This is a genomic window from Xenorhabdus sp. BG5, from assembly GCF_015163665.1.
GTDB lineage: Bacteria > Pseudomonadota > Gammaproteobacteria > Enterobacterales > Enterobacteriaceae > Xenorhabdus.
The window spans coordinates 1-25,522 of the sequence record NZ_JADEUG010000030.1; the positions used below are offsets into that span (position 1 = coordinate 1).

Annotated in this window: 27 protein-coding genes and 3 pseudogenes; 28 read left to right on the forward strand and 2 right to left on the reverse strand. The window is 51.7% G+C overall.

All coding sequences use genetic code 11. From position 1 onward, the window contains the following. On the reverse strand, positions 1–422 hold a 422-nt coding region (locus IQ209_RS14130), incomplete at its 3' end, for a helix-turn-helix domain-containing protein (protein WP_193851895.1). 105 nt (positions 423–527) lie between these two features. Here IQ209_RS14130 and IQ209_RS14135 point away from each other — a divergent pair. The 18 genes and pseudogenes from IQ209_RS14135 to IQ209_RS14220 form a co-directional block, all read left to right on the forward strand. Further along, positions 528–1,412 (forward strand): annotated as a pseudogene (locus IQ209_RS14135) (DnaB-like helicase C-terminal domain-containing protein); the annotation flags it as partial. Positions 1,413–1,415: 3 nt separating this feature from the next. Next, a pseudogene (locus IQ209_RS14140) lies at positions 1,416–2,992 on the forward strand (ParB family protein). Positions 2,993–3,072: 80 nt separating this feature from the next. Further along, a complete protein-coding gene (locus IQ209_RS14145) occupies positions 3,073–3,648 on the forward strand; it encodes a DUF2857 domain-containing protein (RefSeq protein WP_193851896.1) in 576 nt (191 codons plus the stop codon). 20 nt (positions 3,649–3,668) lie between these two features. Further along, entirely contained in the window at positions 3,669–3,926 is a 258-nt protein-coding gene (locus tag IQ209_RS14150) for a hypothetical protein (protein WP_193851897.1), read from the forward strand. A gap of 98 nt (positions 3,927–4,024) precedes the next feature. Then, positions 4,025–5,245 carry an STY4528 family pathogenicity island replication protein gene (locus IQ209_RS14155; RefSeq protein WP_193851898.1) on the forward strand — a complete coding sequence of 407 codons (1,221 nt, stop codon included), beginning with the start codon at positions 4,025–4,027 and terminating at the stop codon, positions 5,243–5,245. After that, positions 5,229–5,552: a hypothetical protein gene (locus IQ209_RS14160; protein ID WP_193851899.1), complete on the forward strand. Its 324-nt coding sequence runs from the start codon at positions 5,229–5,231 to the stop codon at positions 5,550–5,552. Before IQ209_RS14155 ends, IQ209_RS14160 begins: the two co-directional genes overlap by 17 nt. 79 nt (positions 5,553–5,631) lie before the next feature. Continuing rightward, positions 5,632–6,345, forward strand: a complete 714-nt coding sequence (locus IQ209_RS14165) for a PFL_4669 family integrating conjugative element protein (protein ID WP_193851900.1) — start codon at positions 5,632–5,634, stop codon at positions 6,343–6,345. 14 nt (positions 6,346–6,359) lie between these two features. Further along, complete coding sequence (locus IQ209_RS14170; RefSeq protein ID WP_193851901.1) at positions 6,360–8,369, forward strand: DNA topoisomerase III; 2,010 nt, start codon at positions 6,360–6,362, stop codon at positions 8,367–8,369. Positions 8,370–8,684: 315 nt separating this feature from the next. After that, on the forward strand, positions 8,685–9,149 hold the full coding sequence (locus tag IQ209_RS14175; protein WP_189760113.1) for an STY4534 family ICE replication protein: 465 nt from the start codon (positions 8,685–8,687) through the stop codon (positions 9,147–9,149). Positions 9,150–9,225: 76 nt separating this feature from the next. Further along, entirely contained in the window at positions 9,226–9,399 is a 174-nt protein-coding gene (locus IQ209_RS14180) for a hypothetical protein (protein WP_370588424.1), read from the forward strand. A gap of 49 nt (positions 9,400–9,448) precedes the next feature. Continuing rightward, positions 9,449–9,961 carry a single-stranded DNA-binding protein gene (gene ssb, locus IQ209_RS14185; protein WP_193851902.1) on the forward strand — a complete coding sequence of 171 codons (513 nt, stop codon included), beginning with the start codon at positions 9,449–9,451 and terminating at the stop codon, positions 9,959–9,961. A gap of 280 nt (positions 9,962–10,241) precedes the next feature. Further along, positions 10,242–11,180, forward strand: coding sequence for an Abi family protein (locus IQ209_RS14190; protein ID WP_193851903.1), 939 nt, complete (start codon positions 10,242–10,244; stop codon positions 11,178–11,180). Between the two features lie 359 nt (positions 11,181–11,539). Next, positions 11,540–11,803 (forward strand): helix-turn-helix transcriptional regulator, encoded by a 264-nt coding sequence (locus IQ209_RS14195; RefSeq protein ID WP_193851904.1) that lies wholly within the window; start codon positions 11,540–11,542, stop codon positions 11,801–11,803. 175 nt (positions 11,804–11,978) lie between these two features. Continuing rightward, the gene (locus IQ209_RS14200) at positions 11,979–12,521 is read left to right on the forward strand and encodes a PilL N-terminal domain-containing protein (RefSeq protein WP_193851905.1); all 543 of its coding nucleotides are present in this window, start codon (positions 11,979–11,981) and stop codon (positions 12,519–12,521) included. After that, positions 12,521–13,219 (forward strand): TIGR03759 family integrating conjugative element protein, encoded by a 699-nt coding sequence (locus IQ209_RS14205; protein ID WP_193851906.1) that lies wholly within the window; start codon positions 12,521–12,523, stop codon positions 13,217–13,219. Before IQ209_RS14200 ends, IQ209_RS14205 begins: the two co-directional genes overlap by 1 nt. Further along, positions 13,195–13,734, forward strand: coding sequence for an integrating conjugative element protein (locus IQ209_RS14210; RefSeq protein ID WP_193851907.1), 540 nt, complete (start codon positions 13,195–13,197; stop codon positions 13,732–13,734). Before IQ209_RS14205 ends, IQ209_RS14210 begins: the two co-directional genes overlap by 25 nt. After that, positions 13,731–15,623 (forward strand): annotated as a pseudogene (traD, locus tag IQ209_RS14215) (conjugative transfer system coupling protein TraD). Before IQ209_RS14210 ends, traD begins: the two are co-directional and overlap by 4 nt. Next, entirely contained in the window at positions 15,623–16,381 is a 759-nt protein-coding gene (locus IQ209_RS14220; RefSeq protein ID WP_193851908.1) for a TIGR03747 family integrating conjugative element membrane protein, read from the forward strand. Before traD ends, IQ209_RS14220 begins: the two are co-directional and overlap by 1 nt. Positions 16,382–16,470: 89 nt before the next feature. Here the strand turns inward: IQ209_RS14220 and IQ209_RS14225 are convergent, their stop codons facing one another. Further along, positions 16,471–17,193, reverse strand: a complete 723-nt coding sequence (locus tag IQ209_RS14225; RefSeq protein ID WP_193851909.1) for a DUF5710 domain-containing protein — start codon at positions 17,191–17,193, stop codon at positions 16,471–16,473. A 159-nt stretch (positions 17,194–17,352) separates the two neighbouring features. On the opposite strand from IQ209_RS14225, the gene IQ209_RS14230 reads away from it, so the two are divergent. From IQ209_RS14230 to IQ209_RS14275, 10 genes are read left to right on the forward strand one after another with little or no spacing between them, the layout of a single operon-like run. Further along, positions 17,353–17,682, forward strand: coding sequence for an RAQPRD family integrative conjugative element protein (locus IQ209_RS14230; protein WP_193851910.1), 330 nt, complete (start codon positions 17,353–17,355; stop codon positions 17,680–17,682). Beyond that, complete coding sequence (locus IQ209_RS14235; protein ID WP_193851911.1) at positions 17,679–17,915, forward strand: TIGR03758 family integrating conjugative element protein; 237 nt, start codon at positions 17,679–17,681, stop codon at positions 17,913–17,915. The genes IQ209_RS14230 and IQ209_RS14235 overlap by 4 nt, the downstream gene beginning before the upstream one ends. A 34-nt stretch (positions 17,916–17,949) precedes the next feature. After that, on the forward strand, positions 17,950–18,327 hold the full coding sequence (locus IQ209_RS14240; RefSeq protein WP_193851912.1) for a TIGR03745 family integrating conjugative element membrane protein: 378 nt from the start codon (positions 17,950–17,952) through the stop codon (positions 18,325–18,327). Positions 18,328–18,337: 10 nt separating this feature from the next. Further along, a complete protein-coding gene (locus IQ209_RS14245; RefSeq protein WP_193851913.1) occupies positions 18,338–18,694 on the forward strand; it encodes a TIGR03750 family conjugal transfer protein in 357 nt (118 codons plus the stop codon). Continuing rightward, positions 18,691–19,347, forward strand: coding sequence for a PFL_4703 family integrating conjugative element protein (locus tag IQ209_RS14250; RefSeq protein WP_193851914.1), 657 nt, complete (start codon positions 18,691–18,693; stop codon positions 19,345–19,347). Before IQ209_RS14245 ends, IQ209_RS14250 begins: the two co-directional genes overlap by 4 nt. Next, a complete protein-coding gene (locus IQ209_RS14255; protein WP_193851915.1) occupies positions 19,344–20,177 on the forward strand; it encodes a TIGR03749 family integrating conjugative element protein in 834 nt (277 codons plus the stop codon). Before IQ209_RS14250 ends, IQ209_RS14255 begins: the two co-directional genes overlap by 4 nt. Next, positions 20,167–21,579: a TIGR03752 family integrating conjugative element protein gene (locus tag IQ209_RS14260; protein WP_193851916.1), complete on the forward strand. Its 1,413-nt coding sequence runs from the start codon at positions 20,167–20,169 to the stop codon at positions 21,577–21,579. The genes IQ209_RS14255 and IQ209_RS14260 overlap by 11 nt, the downstream gene beginning before the upstream one ends. After that, entirely contained in the window at positions 21,579–21,935 is a 357-nt protein-coding gene (locus tag IQ209_RS14265) for a hypothetical protein (protein ID WP_193851917.1), read from the forward strand. The genes IQ209_RS14260 and IQ209_RS14265 overlap by 1 nt, the downstream gene beginning before the upstream one ends. Next, positions 21,923–22,324 (forward strand): TIGR03751 family conjugal transfer lipoprotein, encoded by a 402-nt coding sequence (locus tag IQ209_RS14270; protein ID WP_193851918.1) that lies wholly within the window; start codon positions 21,923–21,925, stop codon positions 22,322–22,324. Before IQ209_RS14265 ends, IQ209_RS14270 begins: the two co-directional genes overlap by 13 nt. After that, a complete protein-coding gene (locus IQ209_RS14275; RefSeq protein WP_193851919.1) occupies positions 22,324–25,068 on the forward strand; it encodes a conjugative transfer ATPase in 2,745 nt (914 codons plus the stop codon). The genes IQ209_RS14270 and IQ209_RS14275 overlap by 1 nt, the downstream gene beginning before the upstream one ends. Positions 25,069–25,522 lie beyond the last annotated feature (454 nt).

The window sequence follows — 25,522 nt, forward strand, 5'->3', positions numbered from 1 at the left end:
GTCTTACCAAAGCGAGGTAAACGCTGATAAAAGAGGCCGCCTGCCTCACGGTTTTCACGAATACGCCGGTAAATTGTGGTATGGCTGAGTGCTATCTCCGGACATTCTAGCAGCATTCTGTAGCCAATATTCTCCGGTGACCAGCCCATTAATAAGCCCTCAGACATAATGTGCTCGTGTCGGGCATGGTGTTTTCTAAACTTAAAAGCGGTCTTTTTTCGTTTATCTTTCACTGTCTCTGCGGACTCAGCACAATATTGTTCACCAGGGGTATTGCGTTTCAGTTCACGTGAAACGGTACTGGTGTGAACGCCAATGGCTTCAGCTATCTGATATTGTGGAAATCCCTTGTTATGTAGGGCTTGAAGCTGATATCTTTGTCCTAGAGTCAACTGTCGATACTGTCTGATTTGTTTATGCATATCAGGCTACTATTTCTGGTGTGAGAGCTGTGAAATTTATCACAGTTGACTCCTGTCTCTTCTACACAAATCCCTCGATTGAATCGAGGGATTTGTGTAGAAGAGACAGGGCAACATCAGGCTGTGACTCTTCTGCAAGGCGCAGATGCCCTGATTGCCCATCTGGAACGCATACAGGGCAGCAATGGGATTACCGGTACGCCAACGGGATTTCAGCAACTGGATGAAATAACCTGTGGCTTACAGGCGGGCGATCTCATTCTGCTGGCCGCCCGTCCTTCCATGGGGAAAACGGCACTGGGGCTGGCCTGTTGCCTCGGTGCGATTCGGCATCGTGATAATGCGGTGGTACAGATTTTCAGCCTGGAAATGCCGACCTCACAACTCATGATGCGTCTGTCTGCTATGGAAGGTGGCGTAGCGTTAACCGCGCTGCGCAGTGGTCTGCTGGACGATGAACAGTGGGGACGCATCAGCCAGAGTCTGGATCAGTTTGCGCAATGGGATAAGCGGCTGATTATCGATGATTGCAGTCACCAGACCCCTGCGCTATTACGTGCCCGTGCCCGCCGTTATACCCGCCAATATGGTAAACCTGCCCTGATTATGGTGGATTACCTCCAGTTGATGTGCGCCCCCGGGCAGGAAAATCGCACTCAGGAGATTGCCGATATCTCCCGCAGCCTGAAAGCGTTGGGCAAAGAACTGGATTGCCCGGTACTTGCGCTGTCCCAGCTGAACCGGCAAGTCGAAAACCGCCCGGATAAACGTCCCAACAACGGCGACTTACGTGATTCCGGCTCGCTGGAGCAGGACGCTGACTTGATATTGCACCTTTACCGCGATGAAGCCTATCACGAGGAAACCCCGGATATTGGGATTGCCGAAATCATTATCGGTAAGCAGCGTCAGGGACCGACAGGCACGGTGCGTGTGCGGTTTGACGGCCAATATACGCGTTTTTCTGATTTAGATGGCTACGGGAGGTAAATGATGGGACGCAATACGTTGAATTTAGGCCATGCTTTGTTACAGCAGGGACGACAGGCCGTGGCTACCCTCAATAACAGCCCGCCGATGGCGGAAATGCCGATGGTATTGACATTAGATCAGCTACGCCCCAATCCGGATAACCCCCGCACCAGCCGCAACCCGCGTTATGACGATATCAAGGCGTCGATCAAAGCCCGTGGGCTGGATACGGTGCCGAAAGTCACGCGTGATCCGGACGGTGATGAGGCCTACATCTTCAGTGATGGCGGGAATACACGTTACCAGATTCTGTCCGAGCTGTGGCAGGAAACCGGCGATGAAGTTTTTACCGTGTCCATTGCCTGTTTAAACCTTGGCAGGGCCGCTTACAGTGCGTTATCGGACACTTAGCCGAAAATGAGCTACGGGGTGACCTCAGTTTTATTGAAAAAGCTCTCGGTGTCTGCAAGGCCAGAACCCTTTATGAAGCGCAGAAACAGCAGAGAATCACGCTGCGTGAGCTGTCTGCGCTGTTGGGTAAAGCTGGTTTTCCCATCAGTATCAGCTATATCAGCCGAATGGAAGATACCGTGCTGTATCTCTATCCGTGGATGCCTAATCTGTTGAATTCGGGGCTGAACGTCCGACAAATCCGTCTTTTGTTGGCACTGCGGCAAGATGCAGAGGCAGTCTGGCAACAGCATCTTACCAGTATAAACCCGGAACCGACCGTGACTTTTGATGAAGTTTTTGGTGCCTGCTGCCGTAAGTTTGATGCGCCGGAAATTTGGTCGCCGGAGATGTTCCGGGATGAGCTGATTGGTGATTTATTGCAGGCACTGCCGCACCCGCTGCTCAATTACGACCGCTGGGTACTGGAATTAGATCCGAAAGAAAGCAACCGCCGGCAGCTCTTTGGTGAACAGGCCACCACGTCTGATACGGTGTTGGTATCGGAAAATCCTGAGACGAATAAATCGGCGCGGATTCGAGTGCCAAACAGGGAATCGAATCCGCACCATCTTTCTCAGTCTGCCGCTCAGGCACCTGCGCCGGAACCCGTGCTGGTCGATAAGGCACCTGTGCCAGCGCCGTTAAATCCAGTTATTCCGCCTTATCAGCCGGATAGCGCGGATAATCCACCTGAATCCGCGCTGCCTGTACCTGAAACCGAATGCCTGGCTTTTGCCCAGACGGGGCTGGAGCCGGTCAGTGCGGTCTGGGAAATTTCCCCGATGCAGGATGATATTGAACACCTGCAAAACATGGCGTTCCGGCTGGCGTTTGAACTGGCAGAAGTGGTGGGCTGTGACAGTGATTTACAGCCCGTGTCAGCGGTGGATTCGGCGGGCTTCTGCCTGATTGATGGGCAGGATGCCCACCCTTTTTCGTCTTTATTGTTCAGTCTGACCGGAGAGAACACGGCTGATCATGGTGAACTGACGCTGGCTGCCGTTCTGCTCGGCACCGCCAGACATGAAGATATACCGTTACTGGATGATATCCAGACCGTCAAGTTCCTGCGACTTATCCGGGTGCTCCGTCGTCTGCGTGAGCTTCAGCGTCAAATGACACCAGAGATGATAACGATGGCGTGATCCCGGTGCATCGTGCGGGGTGTCTGTTTTCCAATGTGTTGTTCATTACATTTTGACTGGCCTGATAGTGGAGGAAGTGGATGAATCATTTATCGCAAGCGACAAATAGCCTGCTGATGCAGCTGGTGATGGATTTGAAGAACGGCTATATCCGCCGTTGTGAGGCGCTGGGGCTGGCACCCAACGAGATGCTGATGTTGCAGCGCCTGACGATTGAGGATTTGCACTATCTGGGTAACAGCCCGGTGTCGGTGCTGAATGTCCATATTCATCACACTAATCTGGTGCGTCTCTTACAACAGGCGCGTATCGAGCAGCAGCGGATGCAACGGATTGACCGGGCACTGGAATTAGGCGGCTCTATCGAGCTGATGCACTATTTTTTTGGCCTGTCCAGTCTGGAAATCGCCGCCCGCCGACGTATTGCCGGCATGGCAGTCCGGCCGGGGCGCGGCTCGCCACTGACGGAAGATGAAAGCTGTGACCTGTGGCAACGCTGGCAGGCGGCAATGATTACCGATGCGGACAGTGCCGAAGGGCTGGATATCATGATGGAGATGGCTGAGCACCATGCGGTCTCGCTGACGTCCGTCTGGCGTGCGGTGAAGGACTGGCAGCAGAGGGGTGAAGCGATGCCGGAAAAAAAACAGGCATAAAACAGGGAATGAAGGAAACGATGTCAGGAAAATTAACGGAAATGATACCCGGCCTGCATGTGCCCTTGACGGCCCCGCTGTCATTTCGCCGCAAGGCGCAACATCAGGTGCGATGCTACCAGCGGGGCGAACACAATTACGTCCGGCTGAAAGAAAAAGGCACTGGGTATCTGAAAATCAATGTGGGGCTGTTCTGGCGGCTGTTAAGCCGTGATAACGGTCAATCGTGGGAGCTGATGCACCATGAACGCTACAACAATGAAATTCGTAAATCATAAATGTGACTGAAGTTGTGTCATTCTGCACCTTGTCAATGCAACAGGGTGCAGCCATGACATTATTTTTTTAAGGCTAACGCCGCAGAAAAGGGAATATCATGAACCTGTCCGCAGACAGCATAATTGCACACACCGTTGCCAAAATGAAAATCCGTCTGGCACAACGCTCAGACGACGACGTCTCACAACTGCGCAGTGGTCTGCTGTTTATGGGCAATATTCATGATGCCTATCCCCGCCGTCTGTTGCTGGATGATCGCCTGTCGCCACTGGATAAAACGGGCTGGATGATGATCCGCCTGTATGCCCAGCAAAATGAAGGTGCGGTTTTCCCCAGTTATGACGAATTGCAGATCCTGCTGGCTTCGCCGTATAAAGGTAAAGCCTCCCGTGAAACGGTCAGCCGGGTATTACTGATGCTGCGAATCACCGGCTGGCTGAGTTTATGTAAGCGTATCCGGGATGAACACGGACGGGTGCGGGGCAATATCTATGCGCAGCATGATGAGCCGCTGACCGGCCGTGATGCCGAAATTCTCGATCCCCACTGGCTGGATACCGTGGCGGAAGCCTGTCGCAGTAAAAACCGGACTGTCAGTCAGACGGCCTGGGACGTCCTAACCGACATCAAAGGCGATCCACTGATGCGCCATCGTCACAGTCATATTCGCCTGCTGGAAGAGAGATTGAATGCGGTGCAGACCCCGCAGCAAAGGGTGATGCGCCAGAACTATCAGCAAGGAAAACAGCTAACCGAACTCAGTCATATAAAGCCGGGTTCGGAAACCGAACTGAGTCCACTAACGGGGCAGTCTGAACTGAATTCGGTATCCGAACTCAGTCTTAAATCAACGTCTTATAGTGGATCAGCTAAACCGAACCGTTATGTACGTTCTTTCACACAGAGTGTGAATAAAAAAACATACGTAGATCCGCAATCCACTCTTTTTCTGCCAGAAGGACTTTGCCGACAACTGGAGCCGGAAGATGTGATGATGCTGAACAGCCAGTTGCAGGCGTTGCCTGCTGAACAGGCGCAGACCGTGCTGGGTTGTCTGGATAAGGCATTACAGGCAGGGAAAATCGGCAATCCGGTCGGCTGGCTGCTGGCGATGATGAAACGGGCACGGGAGGGGAAATTATACGGGCAACCTGAAACCGCTGTGACCGCGCCTGCCCCTGCGAAGAAGCCGGTTGAGTTCACTCAACGTGTTGAGCGTCCCGCTTCACCTTCCTCACAAGCCCATGTGCGTAATATGGTGAAAGACATCCGTCAGCGGCTGACAATGGCGAAATACCGCAATGATAACATTGATTAAAAAACATGCGCCTGTGCCCGTGGCACACACGATTAAAAAATATTCTGTTTTGAACAAAACAACAAAGGCTGGGAATCATCCTGTGTTGTCTGAGTCAAAGGCGGTTAAAAAGTATACGCCTGTGCCCGTGGCACACGCGATTAAAAAATGTTCTGTTTTGAGCGAAGCAACAAAGGCTGGAAATCATCCTGTGTTGTCTGAGCCAAGAGTGGTCAAAAAACATACGCCTGTGCCCGTGGCACATGAGGCTAAAAAATCATCATTTTTGATGGCGGATAAAATTCACTCTTTTTCCCGTTTCCCATAACTGGTTATTCATTGAGTCGCAGACGCTTTTGCCTTGATAGTTCTACTGACTTATCAAGTCCAAACAGGAGTCTTTGTGCATGTCTGATTCAGAAGACAAATCACCCTCCCAGCCACGTTTACGCGCTGGAGTCTTAACTTCCTCATTAACGATTGAACTGCATACCCATTATGCGATCCGGCTTTGGGCAGGACGCAGACGGGAAGAGATCAGTAATCCCCGAAAATTTTCAGGCATTCTCGGGATGCCGCAGGTCATTAAGCGAGCCGCTAATATCAGCGTGGATTCGGCAGCGGATAACCCGTATGCCGATACCTGGCTGGTGAAGCTGGAACACGCGCTGGATAAGGCTTTTACCAACCTCCAGCAGAGTATTGCCACTTTGCAGGATACCCTGAACGCCGTACCGCAGCAGATCACCTTATCCGCCGTTTCCTCTGTCGAGCCGCTGAATATCGGCGTCTACAGCCACTCCCCATTGGGCTATCGCTGTGTCTGGTTGCTGGTCGGCTATGACCAGCTTGCCATGAAAACGTTTCAGGCTTTCCATTATGGGCTGATTTCACGCTCAGAACGTGACGATTTTCTGCACAAAGGGAGCCGTGCCCTTCGCCAGATTTACGGCCTTGTGCGTTCTTACCGTTCACTGGCTGTCACCCGGCATGATATTGCGGAAAAAACGTCAGCAGGGCTTGAGGCGGTTAAGCTGTTGGGTGAACCGCATCCCGATATTTTGTCAGGCAAGTTGCGTTCGGTTTTCTCTCCACTTTTACGTTCGGTTGAACCCAATTAATGGAGGGGAATGCAATGCAGCTTTATTTGTGTGAAAAGCCCTCTCAGGCCAAAGACATTGCCAAAGTCCTGGGGGTGAAACAGAGCGGGCAGGGATTTCTCTTCGGCTCCGGTATGACTGTCACCTGGGCCATCGGGCATTTGCTGGAGGTCGCTGCACCCGAACACTATGGTGAACAATTTGGCTCGCCGTGGCGGATGGATGTACTGCCGGTGCTGCCCGCGCAATGGCAATGGTCGGTAAAAAAAGAGACCGCCGGGCAGTTTGCCGTGATTCAGCAATTATTGAAACAGGCCGATGAGGTGATTATTGCCACCGATGCCGACCGTGAGGGGGAAGTCATCGCGCGGGAATTGCTGGAGTATTGTCGTTTCACCGGTACAGTCAGGCGGCTGTGGTTGTCGGCACTGGATGAAACCAGTATCCGGCAGGCACTGGCTGCGATATTGCCGGGTGAGCAGACGGAGGCTCTCTATCAGGCAGGATTGGGACGGGCACGAGCAGACTGGCTGACAGGCATCAACCTGACCCGTTTGTATACCCTGAAAGCCCAGGCACTGGGTTTTGGCGAGGTGCTGTCCATCGGGCGAGTGCAGACCCCGACACTGGCACTGGTGGTGAACCGGGATAAGGCCATCAATCAGTTTGTGCCAAAACCCTACTGGCAGGTCACGGCGAAGCTGGAAAAAGAGAACCTCCGCTTTCAGGCTAAATGGCTGCCTTCAGCGGATGACTGCGATGAAGAAAAACGCTGTATCCGACAGGCCGTGGCGCAGGCTGTGCAGCAACGTTGTCAGCAGGCAACGCAGGCTACCGTGATGGGCGTCAGTAAGAAACGGGAGAAAACCCCGCCCCCGCTTTGTTTTGATTTAGGCACACTCCAGCAGACTGCTTCCCGTTTGTGGGGCATGGGGGCGAGCCAGGTGCTGGCGATTGCCCAGTCCCTGTATGAAACCCATAAAGCCACCACTTACCCGCGCACGGATTGTGGCTATTTACCTGTGTCCATGCAGGCAGATATTCCTGTAGTACTGACAGCACTGGCGCGAACCGACCCCGCTATGACTGCCATTATCAACCAACTGGATAGACAACTCGTGTCCCGCGTCTGGAATGACACAAAAATCACGGCACACCATGCCATTATTCCCACGCGTCACGTCTTTGATATCACCCGGTTAACGACCGATGAGTTAAAGGTTTATCAGCTTATCCGTCAGCATTACCTGGCGCAGTTTCTGCCGGTTCAGGAAACGGATGTGACTGAGGTCACGCTGGATATCGGCGGGTCATTATTCCGGGTAAAAGGTCGGGTGAATGTGATCACCGGCTGGAAAGCGCTGTTCACCTATGAGGCGGGAGAAGAGCATGAAAAGGAGGAAGAAAAGGAAAGCGATTTACCGCTACCGGCGCTTAATCAGGGTGATCGCTGTCAGGTGATTGAGGCAAAAATTCAGTCACTCTCCACCAAACCGCCGGCACCATTTACTGAAGGTACGCTGATTGCCGCGATGAAGAATGCCGCCAGTCTGGTCAGTGATCCGCAACTGAAACAAATTTTACGAGAAAGTGCCGGGCTGGGTACGGAAGCGACCCGGGCCGGCATTCTGGACACCTTGTTTAAACGCCAGTTGATTGAGCGGAAAAAGAAAGCGATCCACGCGACGCCGCTGGCGCAGGAACTGATTGCCGGGCTGCCGGCGGTGCTGACAGATCCGGGCATGACCGCGTTATGGGAGCAATCGCTGGAGGATATTGCGCAGGGCAAATCGTCGCTGGCGGTTTTTATGCAAAAACAGGCGCAGTGGCTCCAGCATTTAGTCGAACGGGGCAAGGCACAACCCCTTCATCTGACGTTGCCGAAAACCCCGGCCTGCCCGAACTGTGGTGGCCGGATGCGGCAACGGCAGGGAAAAACCGCGCCCTTCTGGGGTTGCGTGAACTATCCGGCCTGTAAAGGCATGCTGAATGACAAAGCGGTCACGCAATCGCGTAAAGTCAGGCGGGCAAATCAACGGACATGAAGATCTGGTTGTTGATTGACGTGCTGACGGGATGCTCCAAAAATCACCCTGTTTCTTAAATGATCGGTGAGCCTGTAACGATCGCCTCCGGGTGGCTATAAAACTCCCGTAGCCTGAAAGGGAGCGCCTCAACGCGGTACATCTGCCCACCTTTGGAAGCAGATATTGTCAGTCCAACGACAATGAAGGTTCATTATTCTTTATCAGAATGTCAGCAACGTATATGTCTGACACCCGGCGGGGAAAATCATTCCCGTCAGGGGAGGGGATTTTCTCCGTTGCACCTTATTTCTTGACCTCCATGGAGAAAATCGTATGTCTGAGAACACAACATCGTTAACCAAAAATGACTATTTCAACCTGAATATTAAGGGACTCGGCTATTTGAATAATATCCGCCATGTCAGCACGGCCAATGGCACGTTCCTGAGTTGCGTGATCAATGCGTTAAATGGTCCCGGTGATAATCCGGTCTATGTGCGTTTTGATATTACCGTGGTCGGCAAGGAGGCGACCAGTCTGATTGCCCGTTGTCAGAAATCGGTGGATGAGGACAAAAAAGTGTTACTGGGGTTTACCTTAAGTAACCCTTCAACCGATATTTTCACCCTGAAACGCGGAGATCATGCCGGTGAACAGCGCGTCAGCCTGAAAGCCCGTTTGATCAAGGTGGATTGGATTAAAATCGGTCAGGACAAGGTCTATCAGGCCGAACAATCCGACTCGACACCGCCACAGAACGGTGTTGCGCAAACTGAATATGCAGAAAATTCTTTCTGATATTTGTTATCCCTTTGACTTGCCCTGAATCGTCGTATTCAGGGCAGGTTCCTTTATCAAATAACAGGATACCGTTATGAATGTTCCATCAATTGGTTTTCTGGCACTGCAATATTGTCATAAGCAATTACCGTTAACGGTGTTGCAAACCCGTGCGGGCTTTTATATCGGCACGACAGAGGGCGGTGTGCCCTGCTCCCGTGAATCTATGGAATATTTGCCAGCCGTGAACAGGCAGAGTTTGCCCTGAAACAAGGGCGCTGGACGCAGCGTCAGTCATCGTAACAGAGAGGAAATATATGTCTTCACGTGGAATTAACAAGGTGATTTTAGTCGGTTTCCTGGGGCAAGATCCGGAAATCCGCTACTTGCCTACCGGTGGCACTGTAGCAACGTTGTCACTGGCGACCTCAGAAAACTGGCGGGATAAACAAACGGGCGAGATGCGGGAAAAAACCGAATGGCACCGGGTGGTGATCTTTGGCAAATTAGCAGAAATCGCCGCGGAATACCTGCAAAAAGGCGCCCAGGTTTATATCGAAGGTTCTTTGCAAACGCGAAAATGGCAGGACCAACAAGGGCAGGATCGCTATTCAACGGAAGTGGTGGTGAGTGTCAATGGCACAATGCAGATGCTGGGAAGTCGTGGCGATGCAAAACAGCCGGCTGCTCAGCAGGTTGGGCATAAGCCAGCACCGAAGCAACCGCCTTCTCAACCCGCCAATAAGGAGAGAAAAACGACTCGTGCGGTACAACCCGCTGCTTTACCGGAACCGGAAGAAATGGATTGGAATGAGGAGATCCCGTTCTGAGTGGTTTTTACTATCAACAAATTGCCCTGTTGCAACAGGGCTTCTTCATAAAATCGGTCAAAAAAATGAATAAAAATCAACCTTTCAGAGTTTTTTGGTATTACGTGTTATGCTAATGAATTAAAAGCATTTTCAAACATAAATAGCATTTTTTGTTAAAAAATAATGCGACACCTATGTATACTTAAGCACAAGTACACCTGCCACGCTGAGTCCCTTACTAGGGAATGCGCAAATTGGCGGGTTTTTTTTTACCTGAATTTTACTTTCCAGATATTTTATGACTACCCCTACGCAAAAGAAGATTTATCAAAAGCGCCCTGAAGATATTTCTTTTCTGATTAATAAGCTCCAGGAACGTGGCCTGATTATAAAAGATTACAAAGTGGCAGAAAATGCCCTGACATTTATCGGTTATTACAGATTGCGGGGTTATTTTTATCCTTTTTACATTATGGATGATCAGCGTATACCACAACCGATTGAACCCAAGAATTTTGTTGCAGGAACGACGCTGGAAGATGTTATTCAGCTTTATGAATTTGATCGCAAACTACGTTTAATTATACTCGAACAAATACAAAAAGTTGAAATAGGGTTGCGGACCTGTTTGTCTGAGCATATGAGTGGAAAATATGGTGCTCATTGGTTCATGAACTTATCTGTTCTGAGCAATGACTACCACTATGAAAATTTTTTTGGTCAAATTAATGAAGCCAAAGAAACGTTTATTGAACATTATAAGAAAAAATATCACACCCCGAAATATCCGCCTTCCTGGATGATTACAGAAACATTGAGTTTTGGTTCATGGTCGAAAATGTATAAGTCGTTATTACCTGTTGACCAGAAAGCGATCGCGCACAAGTTTAATGTTAAAAATTATGAAGTCATGGCGTCCTGGTTTCACACATTAAGCCATATTCGTAATCTCTGTGCACATCATAACCGTATCTGGAACCGATCTTTTCGTGCATTTCCGCCTAAAAAAGGCAGTGAATTAGCGCAACATATTATTAATCCATCCACGCTTTACAGTAGGCTGGCTGTGTTGAAATATCTTTCAGATCAAGTGTCTTACAATGATGGACTAAAAACACAATTAACTGAATTGATGAAGGATAAACCCTGTTGTGTGAAATGGGAAAAGATGGGGTTTATTGATAATTGGGCGGGGACTCCACTTTGGCAGCAAGAGATTATATCTCCCTCTGCTTAGAATAAGTTAATGAGGATGCTGCCAGTGTTATGTGCAGTGATAAATGTATCCCAGGTTGTGGAATGGGTTATTCAATTTAAGTGCGCTAATAACTTAATTTACTTATTAGACTTACCTGTTCGATTATTGAATTCGATAACACAATCGGTTAAAGTGAAAAAGCTATCGGCAAAATCCGATAGTCGGGGATTTGCGACCTCGTTTGTTATCCACTGGTAGGTAGTTTCTACCAGTGTGCCTGCTATCATCCTTTCAATGGTGGTTCAGGCAGGGGAGACTCACGTCTCGCCGGCTGATAACTCCGGTATCGCAAACCCTGTCTGAACTACCACCAATAATCAACAGAAGGGGAAGCAGGTATGATTAACACTCAACAAGACTGGCACCCAGCCGAAATTATTTGTGCATTACGCAAGCGTGGTACGACACTCGCCGCTTTATCCCGTGAATCGGGACTCAGCTCTTCTACACTGGCAAATACCTTATCCCGTCCATGGCCTAAAGGGGAGTTTATCATCGCTGCCCGTTTGGAGATGGAGCCTGCTGAAATCTGGCCAAGCCGCTACTTTGATCATAATGGCAATTTGATTGAACGGAGAAGACATAAATCGGTTGCTGAATAATGCTTCGTTATCACCCATGACACTGAATACGATAGTATTTGCTCAGGGTTCATCCGTTATTTTCTATTACGGCATGTTTATTTTCAGCAAACACAATTGAGTTGTTCATTGAATACATCACAGGGTTCCTTGCATAGTCAGGATTATTTTACGACTGGGCAGGAACCTATTTGGCATGAAAATAAACGCGTTAGTTGGTTTGATAGCGGTCATCATGACCGGATGCACCGCTCCCGTAAAACCACCGCCATCTCAACCCGCAAAAGAAACTTTTCCTTCCGTCACGCTGACCCGCAACGTTCAGCCGGTTTCACCGGATATTTATGGGCAAAAAGCAGAAGTTGTTCGTTATGGCCGCTATTTGCTGGTCAGCACCGACCCGACAGAAGCGCAGCGTGACCCGCTTTCCCAATTGATTGATAGCCCTATCCCTGCTTCTCTGAAACCCACCGTGGCTGATGCCATGCGTTACGTGTTGCGTCAATCGGGCTACGCACTCTGTGCACCGGAAAAAACCAATGATATTTTATATCGTCAGCCGTTGCCGTCTGTGCACACTCAGTTAGGCCCCGTTAGGTTACGTACTGCGTTACAAATTATGGCAGGTCCGGCCTGGCAACTGGAGGTCGATGAGGTGCAGCGTATGGTGTGCCACCATTTACGGCAGGGCTATCAGTTACCGGCTCCGGCTAAACAAACGCAGCAGGGAGGACATTGATGAAATGGCATCATTTCGGTTTATGGGTATGGTTGCTGAGCAGTTCGGTCTGGGCAGCCACACCGGCACCCTTAGCCTCTCAGCAGACGCAATCAATGGAAAACCAACAGCAACCCCTGAAAAATCAGGCTGAACAGTGGCAGTTAAGTGCGGATGAGTACCAGCGTTATCAGCAACTGTTGAACGGACCACGGGGTATCCAGTCACCGGGGCTTGACCCGCTGACCACATTAGGCATTGAAGCCGACAGTGATGCCGAACGTCGCCGTTATGCCGAACAGTGGGTCAGGGCGGAGTTTGCCCGTACCGAAAAAGAATTGCGTTTCCAGCGTGAAGTGGATGCGGCGTGGCAGCGGCTGTTTCCGGATGTGTTGCCGGTCAATATGACAACATCACGGGAGACAAGTGGTCGCCTGGCGTTGTTTGTCAGGGTCAAAGATTGCCCACCCTGTGAAACCCGTTTGGACGAAGTTCTGGCGGCGAAGCAACCGGTGGATATCTATCTGGTCGACAGTCAGGGTAATGACGATACATTACGGCAGTGGGCCAAAAACCATCATATTCCTGTTGAACGGATACGTCATCGGCAAATCACGCTGAATCATGATGCGGGGTACTGGTTCCGGTTTGGCAAGGGGCAGATGCCGGTATTATTGCGGCAAGGAGAGCAGGGATGGCACATCACATCATTACCATGAAACTGCTGAACCTGTTACCTATTATTGGTTTGTTATGGGTCACTGCCAGCCAGGCTGAACTGAACGTGATTGCCGATTTAGGCGGTAAAGAGGCTTCGCCCTTTTATGCAGGTATTTATGCTCAGTCAGGTGATATCACTTTGCCTCCACCGCATTTTTCACCCGAGCAGGCCGGTGAAGCTGCGATGTTACCGGTGAAAACACTGGAACTGACATCGGGGAAAGTGGCAAGCCGACCACTGCAACTGCCGGGCATTGGTGCGCTATTTCTGATTGGGGATGATCCCGATTCACGCCAGTGGTTAAGCCAACATGCTGTACGGCTTAAGCAATTGCATGCCGTGGGTCTGGTTGTCAATGTCAGTGAAATGGCGGGCTTACAGTCACTGCGCGCATTAGCACCGGATGTCTTGTTATCTCCGGCTTCCGGTTCGGAATTGGCTCGCCGTTTGCAACTGCAACATTATCCAGTATTAATCACCGAAACTTCACTTTCTCAGTCGTTATTACCATGAGCCGCCGTTATGTTGTTGAAGCCCTGTTACGTCCAGCTGTCGAGCTGAATACCGCGGTGGTCTCCGCCGTTGCCGCGTTTGTCTGCATCAGGGCACCCTGGGCCATTGCACTGGCACCGTCAGTCAGTTATGTGATGGCAGGCGGTTTTGCGGTATTAGCGATGATACGCACATGGCAGGGCATTCAGGTGATACGCTATCGCAGAAACCTGCGCCGTTTGCCACGTTACCAGATGGGTACAAAACAGATCCCTGTCAGTCATCAGCGCTTGTTTCTGGGCAAGGGATTTCGCTGGCAGCAAAAGCATACCCAGCGTTTGCAGGATACGCGGCGACCGGAAGTTGAACGATTTGTGCAACCGTCCCGGCTTTATCAGCTTGGCCGTTTACTGGAGCACCGAACGGAATATCGTTGGCCGAAATTGTCGGCCCTGTTACGCAACGATTCCCCGTTCAATCCGGTGCGGCCTTTGCCACCGGTTGGCGGCAATCCCATGATCCACGGTATTGAACCACAGGAAGCTGAAGTGTTTATGGATCTGCGCGAACGGGTCGGGCATACCTTAGTGATGGGCACCACCCGTGTGGGGAAAACCCGGCTGGCCGGAAATATCGGCACGTTATAACGCGGTCGGGCGATTTGGCCGGGTATCGGAAGTCGCTTCCCGTCTGGCCGGACAACTCAGTGGGGAAGGGAACAGCGCCGCTTTTCGGGAATTTGCCTGGCGGTTTGTTAATATTGTGGCTCGCGCGTTAGTCGCTTTGGGACATCGGCCGGATTACACGCTGATTACCCGTTACGTCAATAATATCAGCGAATTGTATCAGCTCTATGCCACCAAAATGATGGCAGAGCGACAACCCGCACTGCTGGAACAAATCAGCCAGTCTCTCAGCAAGCTGAAAGAAAAAGATATCCCGCGCAATATGCAGGGGCAGCCTGACGCGCTGAGACTCTGGGCGATGGAAGTGACGCTGAGTTCAGAAGCCGGTAAGCAGCTTTACGATCCGCTGTGCGTTATGACCGCACCTATTTTGATAAAATTGTGGCTTCTTTATTACCCCTGCTGGAAAAACTGACCACCGGCAAAATTTCAGAACTGCTCTCGCCGGATTATCTCAATATGGCTGATTTACGCCCGATTTTCGACTGGGAACAGGTGATCCGCAAAAACGGTATTGTCTATATCGGGCTGGATGCGCTGTCTGACAGTGATGTTGCCTCTGCGGTAGGAAACAGCATGTTTGCCGATTTGGTCAGTGTCGCGGGGCAGATTTATAAATACGGCATGAATGGGGGCTTACCCGTTCGCCATGATGGCAAGCTGGCGATTAACCTGCATTGTGACGAATTTAATGAGCTGATGGGCGATGAATTTATCCCGCTAATCAATAAAGGCGGCGGTGCGGGTATGCAGGTCACCGCTTATACCCAGACCTCCTCGGATATCGAAGCCCGTATCGGCAGCCCGGCTAAAACCGCGCAGGTGATCGGTAACTTCAATACCTTGATTATGTTGCGGGTGCGGGATAATCGGACGGCAGAGTTGCTCACCAGCCAGTTGGCCGAAGTGGAAATCTACAGTAAAACCCTGGTCTCGGGGCATTCGGATATTGCGGATGTTGAACAGGGTCAGGATTTTACCTCCTCCACACAGGACCGGGTAGGTACGGTCAAAACCCCGCTGGTGACCCCTGCCGAAATGATTAACCTGCCGAAAGGGCAGGCGTTCGCCTTACTGGAGGGCGGCCAGTTGTGGAAAATTCGGATGCCGCTGCCTACAGGGGATGACGATGATACCCTGATGCCGGCGAGTTTGCAGAAAATCGCCGAACAGATGCGACGGCACTACCGTACCCGTGAAGCCTGGTGGGAAGAGAAAGCATAATGGCACAGTCAGAACCGGCTTCCCGTCAATCCACCCAACCCCCGCGCAAGCACGGCCTGCTGTATCGTGTGTTATGGGAATGGCTGTGGCAACTCGTTGGGTTTATTGTGATGTCCTGGTTATTCAGCCTGTTACTGGAATACCTCGGGATGACCTTTCTCTGGCAGGATGAAGGCGCTTCTCACAGCCAGAAGATGATGAAAACTGAGTTGCAATTTTTATCCACGGAATTTACCCAGAGCCTGCTGTTATCCGAACCGTCACAAACGGTCTCTGACTGGCTGGTACAGGCGTATCAATGGCTGTTTGTGGACAGTGGTTTTATGCGCGGGATACAGGGGCAGCGGCAATATCCACTCAATCACAGCCATGATTTTAGGCGTGAATTCAATGCCGTATTACAGGGGGTATCAGGTTATTTGCAGGAATATGGGCTGGCCACAGTGTTTATCACGATGGTGACACTGACCCGAATAGCAATTCTGGTGTTATCTGTTCCGCTGTTTGTGATGGTGGTTTTAGTCGCAGGGGTTGACGGGCTGGGACGGCGGGATTTACGGCGTTATGGGGCGGGGTATGAGTCGAGTTTTGTCTATCATCATGCCAAACGAGGAATTAAACCGGCCTGCACGATCCCCTGTGTACTGTATTTATCCTGGCCGGATGTGGTGTATCCGGCGGTAATATTGTTACCAGCAGCACTACTTTTGGGTATGGCGGTGGTGATCACAACCTCGATGTTTAAAAAATACCTTTAATGCGCTGGACGATGGAATGCAAAACGGGTTTTTGTTTTGTATTCCATCGTCAGCAGACAAGCCGCATCGCGGCGCGTCAGTCTTCCCGGTTAATGCGGATACTTTGACTGAACATTAATGACATGCGTCATCCATTTAAACCAATCTCCGGCAGTATAGGCGCCCTTGATTGCGCTCAGCACCGTATTTTCCATATCAATATGAAAACGCTGGTGTGAGATATCCTGACAATAGCCCATAAAAGGCTCGTCGATACGATGAAGCTGAATGGCGGCGGCTTCTTTTCTGGAGGAAGGAAAAAACGCCCCGCCAACTTCCGCAAACATATCGGCATCATCCTGTTGAGCGCCACAGTGTTCGCAGTGATTTATCCAGTACGTTCGGCGTATTCGCTGCCCCTCCGTTTTGCACAAAGTATGATGAAAGCCAGATATCACGTTCCGCACGGTGGTGGGAATGTCGGCGACATAAAAGAGAAACGCCGGGCTGTCCTGCTCTGAGTAGTCAACTTCAGCGTGGGTTTCGTCGTCATCTTCTTCATCGTCATCATCCGTTTCCAGCATTTTATGCCCGGCAGGCAACATAAACCCAGTCACAGTCGTGTGTTCATGGCAGTGCGGGCACGGCGTCCGGGTTTGGGCGAGATACCAGAATTCAGCATGCACATTGTAGAATGGCAACCAGTTCATAAACGGGGTCGGGTCAAAACTGTCGTCGATATACCAGATTTGGGCGGCTGCATCCCAGTGTGCGCCCAGTTTGCGCGCCTTCTCGTGTTCTTCATCGGGGACATTTAAATCAATCCGCAGCATATTACTTCCTTTATTCTTCATGATTAAGTTTTGTCTGAATACGTTAGTCAGATTATTTAGCTAATTTTCACCAAAGCATAAAGAGTTTATTGCTGACCGTCGGTAAAAAACGCCGCATCCTTGGCATTTTGGAACCCATCATAAGGGAGTGTTTTGTTTATGCACGGTGGCTTTTCGATATCCTGTTCTGCCTGCCTGCTGGGGCTGGCGGTGTTATGTATGCCGCTGGCGCAAGCGGCCGAAAAAGACGAACTGGCGAGTGCAATGCGTCTGATTGAGCAGGTGCAGATAGCACTGGAGCGTGCCAGCATCGCAGAAAAGCAATCAGATACCTCAAAACTTCCTCGTTATGACTTTGATTATCAGCGCATCCAGGCTGATCTCAGCACCCTCAAAGCGGGTATCGAGCACTACCTCACACCTTCCCGCGACCAGCCCCAGAGTTTCGGCTCATTATCCGACCATTACCGTCAGGAAAACCCGCAATGACTGACGCACAACGCAATGCTTTTGAAGTGGCATCGGGGCATTTTGATATCACTTTTCTGTATCTGGTGTGCGTCGGGTTTTTTCTGGCCACCCTGTTTTTCTGGGCGGCCTGGGCCGCAGTGGATGTCTGGCAGGGCTGGGCGAATGAAAAAGTGCGCAGTGAGACCCTCAGCCAGTTTGCCCTTCGAACCGCGGTATTGCTGGTCGTGGCTGTCTGGATGTTTGCCAGTTAATGCCGCGAACATAATGAAAAGGAATAGATTGAATATGAAACACCTCTTTACTGTTTGTCGCCGTATCTGCACAAATCGGATAACCCGGATCAGCAGTTTTTTGCTGCTGCTGGGTCTTTCCTGTGAGTCTGCCTGGGCTGATTTACCCGCGATTGAACCCCCTAAGAGTGGCGGCGGCGGTGGATTAATGGGGCAGGTGAAAGGCTATGCGCAGGATAGCATTGTGATTGGCGGGTTGATCCTCTCGGCGGTGGCGTTCTTTAAAGTGGCTTCGGCCGCAGTGGAAACCTTCTCCGAAGTGCGCGACGGCAAAGCCACATGGACTCAGTTTGGTTCGATTATCGTGGTCGGTATTGTGCTGCTGGTTGCGGTGATCTGGCTGTTGGCGAAATCGGCCGGTATTATTTTTTAAGGTGCCGCTGATGCAGACGATCCCTTTTTTACCTGATCGCTTAAACGCAGAACCCGTCGTATTCCGGGGATTCACCACACCGGAGATGGGCATGGCGGCCATTGCGGGGGTGGCTCTCGGGCTGATTGTCAGCCTGCCTTTGATCCCGTTAGCCGGTTGGGTGATGCTGCCGACAGGGATGCTGATGATGCCTTTGTTCCTGATAAGCTTTGGCGGGCGCTGGCTCGCCCAGCTTAAGCGGGGTAAACCGGAAAATTATCTCTGGCTGAAACTGGCCGAGAAAAAACGTCGGTTCGGTCTGGGTGACCCGACGTTGATTATTGCAGCGCAGGGCTGGTCACTGCGCCGCAGCAGGAGAGCGCGATGAGCCAGTTTCGTCATGCGGTGAAAAACCGGGACCAGCATATTCTGACCCTGCGGGTGGCGTGCGGCATTCTGGTGCTGGTCTTGCTGCTGAGCCTGACGGGCTGGATGGCTTCACCGCGCAATCTCACCATCCATAACCCGCCGGACTTACGCACCGGCAGTACACGCCCGTGGTGGGAAGTGCCTGCGCCCAGTGTCTACAGCTTTGCCTTTTATATTTTCCAGCAACTGAATGCCTGGCCGAAAAATGGCGCGCAGGACTATCCATCCAAAATTTATGCGCTTTCCCCTTACCTGACGCCGGCCTGCCAGGATTTTCTGCGGGAAGATGCCAGAACCCGTGCCGACAGTGGCGAGCTGCTCGACCGGGTGCGCGTGGTCTATGAAATTCCCGGCCGGGGCTATGGGACGCGCAGTGTGACGGTGAGTGACCGGGATAACTGGGTGGTCCGGCTGGATTTGGTGGCCGATGAATATTACCACGCTGAACCGGTTAAACGGGCTCTGGTGCGTTATCCCCTGAAAGTGGTGCGCTGGGAAGGGGATGCTGAGCGTAATCCCTTCGGGCTGGCACTGGATTGTTACGACGGAATGCCACAGCGGCTGGAAGCGATGCCACAGCCAGTGGAAGAAAAAAAGGGCGTATTTCAATGAGTAGAGTGCCATTTGGTTGCCGCAGTGTTTGGTTAGGACTGGTCAGTCTCTTGTTGTTCAATACCAGCGTAAAGGCCGATGAACTGATGAAATGGGAACGCATTCCGTTATCCATTACGCTCAAGGTCGGTCAGGAACGCATTATTTTTGCTGACCGGAATGTCCGTATCGGTTTGCCGCCGTCACTCAGTGAGACATTGCGGGTACAAAGTGCCGGCGGGGCGGTGTACCTGAAAGCCAACAGTGCTTTCCCGCCAACCCGTTTACAATTGCAGGACAGTGAAAACGGTGAAATCATTTTACTGGATATCACTGCCAGTAAAACGGGCGCAACGGAACCCGTGCGTCTTGTTTACCCGGCTGAAAAACACTCCCTTCCGACTGAAAAATCGCAACAGCAGGGCAACGCCAAATTATTGGCACCTGTTCCGGTCGCCTTAACCCGTTATGCCGCGCAGCAACTGTATGCCCCGTTGCGTACCGTCGAGCCGGTGACAGGCATCCAGCCGGTGAATCTGCATTTGGCTTCATCCATCACCACACTCTATCCGTCAGAGCCGATTGAAATTACCCCGTTGGCAGGCTGGAGACTGCACAATCACACGGTCATCGCGCTGAAACTGCGCAATACGGCCAAACGCACACTCACCCTCGACCCGCGAGAATTACAGGGGCAGTTTGTGGCCGCCACGTTCCAGCATCGTTGGCTGGATGAAACGGGGTCGCCGGAGGATACGACAGTATTGTACCTCGTCACAAAAGGGCAGCCGGATAACGCCTTTATCCCTGAGCCGGCATCGGTGAAACCGGGAGGCCGCCATGGAGGTTAAGTCCAATGCGTTGGTGAAAATACTGGTGCCGACGGTATTGGTGATTGGCGGGTTTATCGGGATTAAAAGTTGCAATTCAACAGACAATAGCGCACCCAACACGCCCCAGAATAATGTGCTGGCGTCACTGTCACCGGAGGAGTTACAGGCGCTGGGCGTCGGTGGTGATACGCCGGAAGATACCTTGCGTACCCTGATAGGGGCCCTCAATAAAGTGCGGGCAGAGCAGAAACGCTTAAGCCAGCAGAATACCGATATCCTGAAAGAAAATGACCAGTTAAAACACCAAGGCCTTGATGTTGCCAGCCAAATCGATGCGGCTGTTGCGGCTATTCGTCAGGACGATGAACAGCGCCAGCACACGTTGCAGGATGAGCAGCAAAGTTTGCTGGCACAAATTGATTTGCTGACGGAACGGTTAAATTCAGCGCCTTTACCTTCGCAGGACAGCCAGATGCCGCTTGGACTGGGGCTGACAGGCAGTCCGTATGTGGCCAATCCAGTCAGGGGGCAGGATGAATTTATCTGGGTCAATCCCGCTGATGAAAAACCGGCAGCGTTGCAAGCGATGGGTCATGGTCAATCGACACCGCAATACCCCACTTCTTTTTTAAGCGAACAACCGACAGCCGGGCAAAAAGTGCAGAACGCGCCCGCGCTGAAGGAAAAGAACGAAACCCCGGTCTATACCTTGCCGGAAAATGCCACGCTGGTTGGCAGTCAAGCGATGACCGCGTTATTAGGCCGTGTGCCGGTCAATGGCACCGTGACGGACCCTTATCCGTTTAAGATTCTGATTGGCAAAGATAACCTGACCGCCAATGGCATCGGGTTGCCGGAAGTGGAAGGGGCGGTGGTTTCCGGTTCAGCCAGTGGTGACTGGACACTTTCCTGTGTACGCGGGCAGGTCAATTCCATCACCTTTGTGTTTCAGGATGGCACTGTGCGTACCTTGCCGGGCAAAGGGCAGAATCAGCAGGGTATCGGCTGGTTGTCTGATGAAAATGGCATCCCCTGTATCAGCGGCGAACGTAAATCCAATGCCAGCACCTATATGCCAACGCTGTTTGCCCTGTCGGCCATGAATTCCGCCGGCGATGCCCTGAACGAAAGCCAGCGAACCGCCCAAACCCACGGCGCAGGCGGCATCACTTCCGCGTTAACGGGTAACGCCGGACAAGCGGCATTAGGCAAAGCCATGGCCGGTGGTATGAATGACATCACCGAATGGCTCAAACAACGTTACAGCCAGACGTTTGATGCGGTCTACGTGCCGCCCGGTGCCGGTGTTGTGGTGCATATCACACAATCTCTGGCGATGGATTACGAAACGAAAGGCCGTAAGGTGCGCTACGACTTTAGTGAACCCATTCAACATGATACTCAGGAAGCCTTAGATTAATGGAAAAACCTGTCTTTCAATGGCTGTTTAGTGCCAGCCCGCCTTATTGCCTGCAAGTCAATACACCCTTCTGCTCTGAACAGACCTGGGTTCAGCTTGACTGGCGGCCTGTGCGTAAAAGAAAGCGCCGATTATATCTGTCAGCCGACAGGAAATGCTGGCCACTGGGTGAGGGGGATTTCACCGTCTTTCGTCTGACAGAAATCCAGTGGCAGGCGGTTATTGAAGGCAAAGCCAGGGCTGAGCCTGAACAGTGGGAACGTCAGCCTTTTACCTTATCGGAGCTGGCAGTCCATCCTGAATTTGCCACGTTTACCGCCATTGGCACTACGGAGACCGATATATGCGGAAAATAACCTATTCTATCGTGCTGTGTCTGACTGGGCTGCTGGCAGGCTGCGCGACCTCGAAAGAGACCTTATTACCCGCCGGAGAGCAGACGGTGCTGGCGATGTGGCAGGGCAATAAAGCCGGTCACACTGCCGTGCAGGCAAGAACCGCATTGCGCAGAACGTTGACCGAAACCGAACGGCATCGGGCACTGGAAGCGCCCTATCACTACAGCCGTTCGGCTGCGCAGGAAATCAGCCAACAGTTTCCCCGTCTTCCCAATCCCGATATGGTGATGTATATCTTCCCACATCTGACCGCCGGCAATACGCCAATACCGGGCTACAGTACGGTATTCCCGTTTTATCAGCAGGTGCAGTACGCCCTGCCGGGTGAACGCACGGAGGCCTGGTAATGAAAAATCCCAAACCATTGAACCGCCCCAGTAGGCTGCGTGAAACGGATGAAACCGCGATTTACCGGGCCAGTCCCTCCATCATTGACTACCTGCCCTGGGTGGAATATCTGGAAGACGGGCAATGCCTGTTGCTGGATGACGGGATTTCTGTGGGGGCGGTCTATCGCATCGAACCGGTTGCCACCGAAGGGCGTCCGCTTGAGAGGCTGATTGAAATTCGGGACCAGCTGGAAGATGCGATCCAGGACAGTCTGGAGGAAGACGATATTTCGCCGTGGGTGGTGCAGTTTTTTTGTCAGGATGAGGATGATCCAACCAGTGACCTCAGCACGTTACGGGACTATATAAAACCGTGGGCGCAAGGTACCGCGTTTACGGAGGCCTTTCTGGCCGAATCCGAACGGCATCTGAACAGCATTGCCCGGCCTGAGGGGATATTTCACGACAGCTTAATTACTGGGCAACCGTGGCGGGGACAACAACGCCAGACACGTATGGCAGTGTATTGCTGGTTGCCTGCGCACCAATCTCAGGCAAACCACTCCACGTTATCCTCGCTGGCAGCACTCAATCAGGTCTGCGAGCGTCTGGTGTCGTCACTGGCGGCAGCGGGTATTGTGGCTGTCCGGCAAAATGGCGAGCAGATCCATAGCTGGTTGTTACGTCATTTTAACCCGGCACCGGACTGGGGCATGGCAAAAGCCGATTTTTATCACACGGTGAGTTATGAAACGCCCATGCAGCTCGAGCTTCCGATTTATAATGACTTTGCCGAAAGCCTGTGGTTTACGCCACCGGTGTCTGATCCCGAAAACGGTGTCTGGTGGTTTGATGGCCTGCCACATAAAGCCATTCCGGTTGAACGTCTGCGCCGCCCGCCTGAGCCGGGCACGCTGACGGGCGAAGTGAAACGGGGGGATAATATCAATGCCCTGATGGATATGATGCCGGAAGGCACTGTAGTTTCCCTGACCATCGTGGCGCAGGCACAGGATACGCTGGAAGAGAGCTTTACCCGGCTGGCAAAAAATGCGGTGGGGGAAAATACCGAATCGGCGCGTGTCCGGCAGGATGTGCAGGAGGTCAAAGCCTTGCTGGGACGACGACATAAACTGTATCGCAGTGCGCTGACCTTTTTGGTGCGAGGCAACGATGTCACTGACCTGAACCAGCGGGTGCATCAGTTATCGTCAACATTGCTGAGTGCCGGATTACAACCGGTGCGACCGGAATTCAGTGTATCCCCGCTGAATGCCTATTTACGCGCCCTGCCAATGTGTTTTAATCCGCAGAAGGACAGGAAATACTGGTACAGTCGCCTGACCTGGGTGCAGCATCTGGCGGGACTTATGCCGGTGACAGGCCGTTCAACCGGCACCGGGCATCCGGGGTTCAGCTTTTTTAATCGCGGTGGTGCGCCGCTGACCTTCGATCCGATGAACAAACAGGATCGCACCCAGAATGCGCACTTATTGCTGTTTGGCCCGACCGGTGCAGGCAAATCCGCCACCCTGTGTGCTTCTCTGGTTCAACTGATGGCTATCCACCGACCGCGTTTGTTTATTGTCGAAGCCGGGAACAGTTTTGGTTTACTCGCCGATTACTACGCCAGTCTGGGGCTGACCGTGAATAAAATCGGTATCAAACCGGGCTGTGGTGTCAGTCTGGCCTTATTTGCTGATGCGCATCAGTTGCTGCAACTCAGCCCCCAACAGTTACGTATTCATGAAGCCGATATTCCGGATACGGAGGAATCGCAGGATGACGGTGATGAGCAGCGTGATATTCTGGGCGAGATGGAAATTGCCGCCCGGCTGATGATCACCGGCGGTGAGAAAAGAGAGGAAGAGCGCCTGACTCGCTCAGATCGCGGTTTGATCCGCGAAGCCATTATGATGGCGGCTCACACCAGTCATGAAGAACAACGCCAGATGCTTGCCTCAGACTTACAAAATGCGCTGTATGCCATCGCCCGCAATCACCAGCAGGATGAGCATGGCCAGCTCTTGATCACGGCACATCGTCGGGCACGGGCGGATGAAATGGCCGGTGCCATGTCGATGTTTACCCAAGGCTTTGAAGGGGAACTGTTTAACCGTCCCGGTACGCCCTGGCCGGAAGTGGATGTCACGTTGATTGATCTGGGGACACTGGCGCGGGAAAACTATTCGGCACAAATGGCGCTGGCGATGGTGTCGCTGATTAACACCGTGAATAATCTGGCGGAACGCGACCAGTATCAGGACAGGGAATTGCAACTGGTGATTGACGAAGGCCATATCACCACCACCAACCCGCTGCTCTCCCCCTTTATGACCAAGGTTGTGAAAATGTGGCGTAAACTGGGCGCCTGGCTGTGGCTCGCCACCCAAAACCTTGCCGATTACCCGGATACCGCTGAGAAAATGCTGAATATGGCCGAATGGTGGTTGTGCCTGACCATGCCGCCGGATGAAGTCGAACAAATCGCCCGTTTCAAAAAACTGAATGAAGAGCAGAAAGCCGTGTTGCTCTCCGCCAGTAAATTGCCCCGTTGTTATACCGAAGGGGTGGTGCTGGCGAAAAAAATCGAAGCGCTGTTTCGGGTGGTGCCACCCAGCCTTTATCTGGCGCTGGGGATGACGGAAAAAGAAGAAAAGGCCGAACGGCGGGCGTTAATGCGCGAGCACCAGTGCAGTGAACTGGAAGCGGCGATGTTGGTTGCAAGGCGGATGGATGGCGAACGGGGGTTGAAGATTTAAACGGTATAGTCTAATCATAATTTGAGAAATGAAAAGAGATAATTTCTTAGGTATGCCCAGGGCGGGATTCTACTTTGTTTAAAAAGCAATCTTTAGGTATCTGTACGTAAAATCTGACCCATTTTATTGAATGAGAAGACCTACTTTTTACATATGAACGCCATTTTTGTTCTAAAAACAATCAATTTTAAAGTAAGATCCCGCCCTGTAGGTATGCCTTCAACACTCTACACTTAAGCTATCGGGCGCATGCACTAGATTTACGGGGAAACGTTCCACTTGAAAGTTAAATCTGGCAAGTGGAATCCCATATTGGTTTATTATAATGTGCATTTGTACGTTATCCTCGGAATACTCATACATGCCCGTGGCTACTTTTGGAGGGAAATATTTATTTGTTTGAATTTTTTTGTGTTTATGTAAATAATTGAATTTATTTTCAATGTGATAATTA

Bases quoted from the DNA above. Each gene is read 5' to 3' on its own strand.
- IQ209_RS14145 (WP_193851896.1), top strand. From the start codon at position 3,073: ATGAATCATTTATCGCAAGCGACAAATAGCCTGCTGATGCAGCTGGTG.
- IQ209_RS14150 (WP_193851897.1), top strand. From the start codon at position 3,669: ATGTCAGGAAAATTAACGGAAATGATACCCGGCCTGCATGTGCCCTTG.
- IQ209_RS14155 (WP_193851898.1), top strand. From the start codon at position 4,025: ATGAACCTGTCCGCAGACAGCATAATTGCACACACCGTTGCCAAAATG.
- IQ209_RS14160 (WP_193851899.1), top strand. From the start codon at position 5,229: ATGATAACATTGATTAAAAAACATGCGCCTGTGCCCGTGGCACACACG.
- IQ209_RS14165 (WP_193851900.1), top strand. From the start codon at position 5,632: ATGTCTGATTCAGAAGACAAATCACCCTCCCAGCCACGTTTACGCGCT.
- IQ209_RS14170 (WP_193851901.1), top strand. From the start codon at position 6,360: ATGCAGCTTTATTTGTGTGAAAAGCCCTCTCAGGCCAAAGACATTGCC.
- IQ209_RS14175 (WP_189760113.1), top strand. From the start codon at position 8,685: ATGTCTGAGAACACAACATCGTTAACCAAAAATGACTATTTCAACCTG.
- IQ209_RS14180 (WP_370588424.1), top strand. From the start codon at position 9,226: ATGAATGTTCCATCAATTGGTTTTCTGGCACTGCAATATTGTCATAAG.
- ssb (WP_193851902.1), top strand. From the start codon at position 9,449: ATGTCTTCACGTGGAATTAACAAGGTGATTTTAGTCGGTTTCCTGGGG.
- IQ209_RS14190 (WP_193851903.1), top strand. From the start codon at position 10,242: ATGACTACCCCTACGCAAAAGAAGATTTATCAAAAGCGCCCTGAAGAT.
- IQ209_RS14195 (WP_193851904.1), top strand. From the start codon at position 11,540: ATGATTAACACTCAACAAGACTGGCACCCAGCCGAAATTATTTGTGCA.
- IQ209_RS14200 (WP_193851905.1), top strand. From the start codon at position 11,979: ATGAAAATAAACGCGTTAGTTGGTTTGATAGCGGTCATCATGACCGGA.
- IQ209_RS14205 (WP_193851906.1), top strand. From the start codon at position 12,521: ATGAAATGGCATCATTTCGGTTTATGGGTATGGTTGCTGAGCAGTTCG.
- IQ209_RS14210 (WP_193851907.1), top strand. From the start codon at position 13,195: ATGGCACATCACATCATTACCATGAAACTGCTGAACCTGTTACCTATT.
- IQ209_RS14220 (WP_193851908.1), top strand. From the start codon at position 15,623: ATGGCACAGTCAGAACCGGCTTCCCGTCAATCCACCCAACCCCCGCGC.
- IQ209_RS14225 (WP_193851909.1), bottom strand. From the start codon at position 17,193: ATGCTGCGGATTGATTTAAATGTCCCCGATGAAGAACACGAGAAGGCG.
- IQ209_RS14230 (WP_193851910.1), top strand. From the start codon at position 17,353: ATGCACGGTGGCTTTTCGATATCCTGTTCTGCCTGCCTGCTGGGGCTG.
- IQ209_RS14235 (WP_193851911.1), top strand. From the start codon at position 17,679: ATGACTGACGCACAACGCAATGCTTTTGAAGTGGCATCGGGGCATTTT.
- IQ209_RS14240 (WP_193851912.1), top strand. From the start codon at position 17,950: ATGAAACACCTCTTTACTGTTTGTCGCCGTATCTGCACAAATCGGATA.
- IQ209_RS14245 (WP_193851913.1), top strand. From the start codon at position 18,338: ATGCAGACGATCCCTTTTTTACCTGATCGCTTAAACGCAGAACCCGTC.
- IQ209_RS14250 (WP_193851914.1), top strand. From the start codon at position 18,691: ATGAGCCAGTTTCGTCATGCGGTGAAAAACCGGGACCAGCATATTCTG.
- IQ209_RS14255 (WP_193851915.1), top strand. From the start codon at position 19,344: ATGAGTAGAGTGCCATTTGGTTGCCGCAGTGTTTGGTTAGGACTGGTC.
- IQ209_RS14260 (WP_193851916.1), top strand. From the start codon at position 20,167: ATGGAGGTTAAGTCCAATGCGTTGGTGAAAATACTGGTGCCGACGGTA.
- IQ209_RS14265 (WP_193851917.1), top strand. From the start codon at position 21,579: ATGGAAAAACCTGTCTTTCAATGGCTGTTTAGTGCCAGCCCGCCTTAT.
- IQ209_RS14270 (WP_193851918.1), top strand. From the start codon at position 21,923: ATGCGGAAAATAACCTATTCTATCGTGCTGTGTCTGACTGGGCTGCTG.
- IQ209_RS14275 (WP_193851919.1), top strand. From the start codon at position 22,324: ATGAAAAATCCCAAACCATTGAACCGCCCCAGTAGGCTGCGTGAAACG.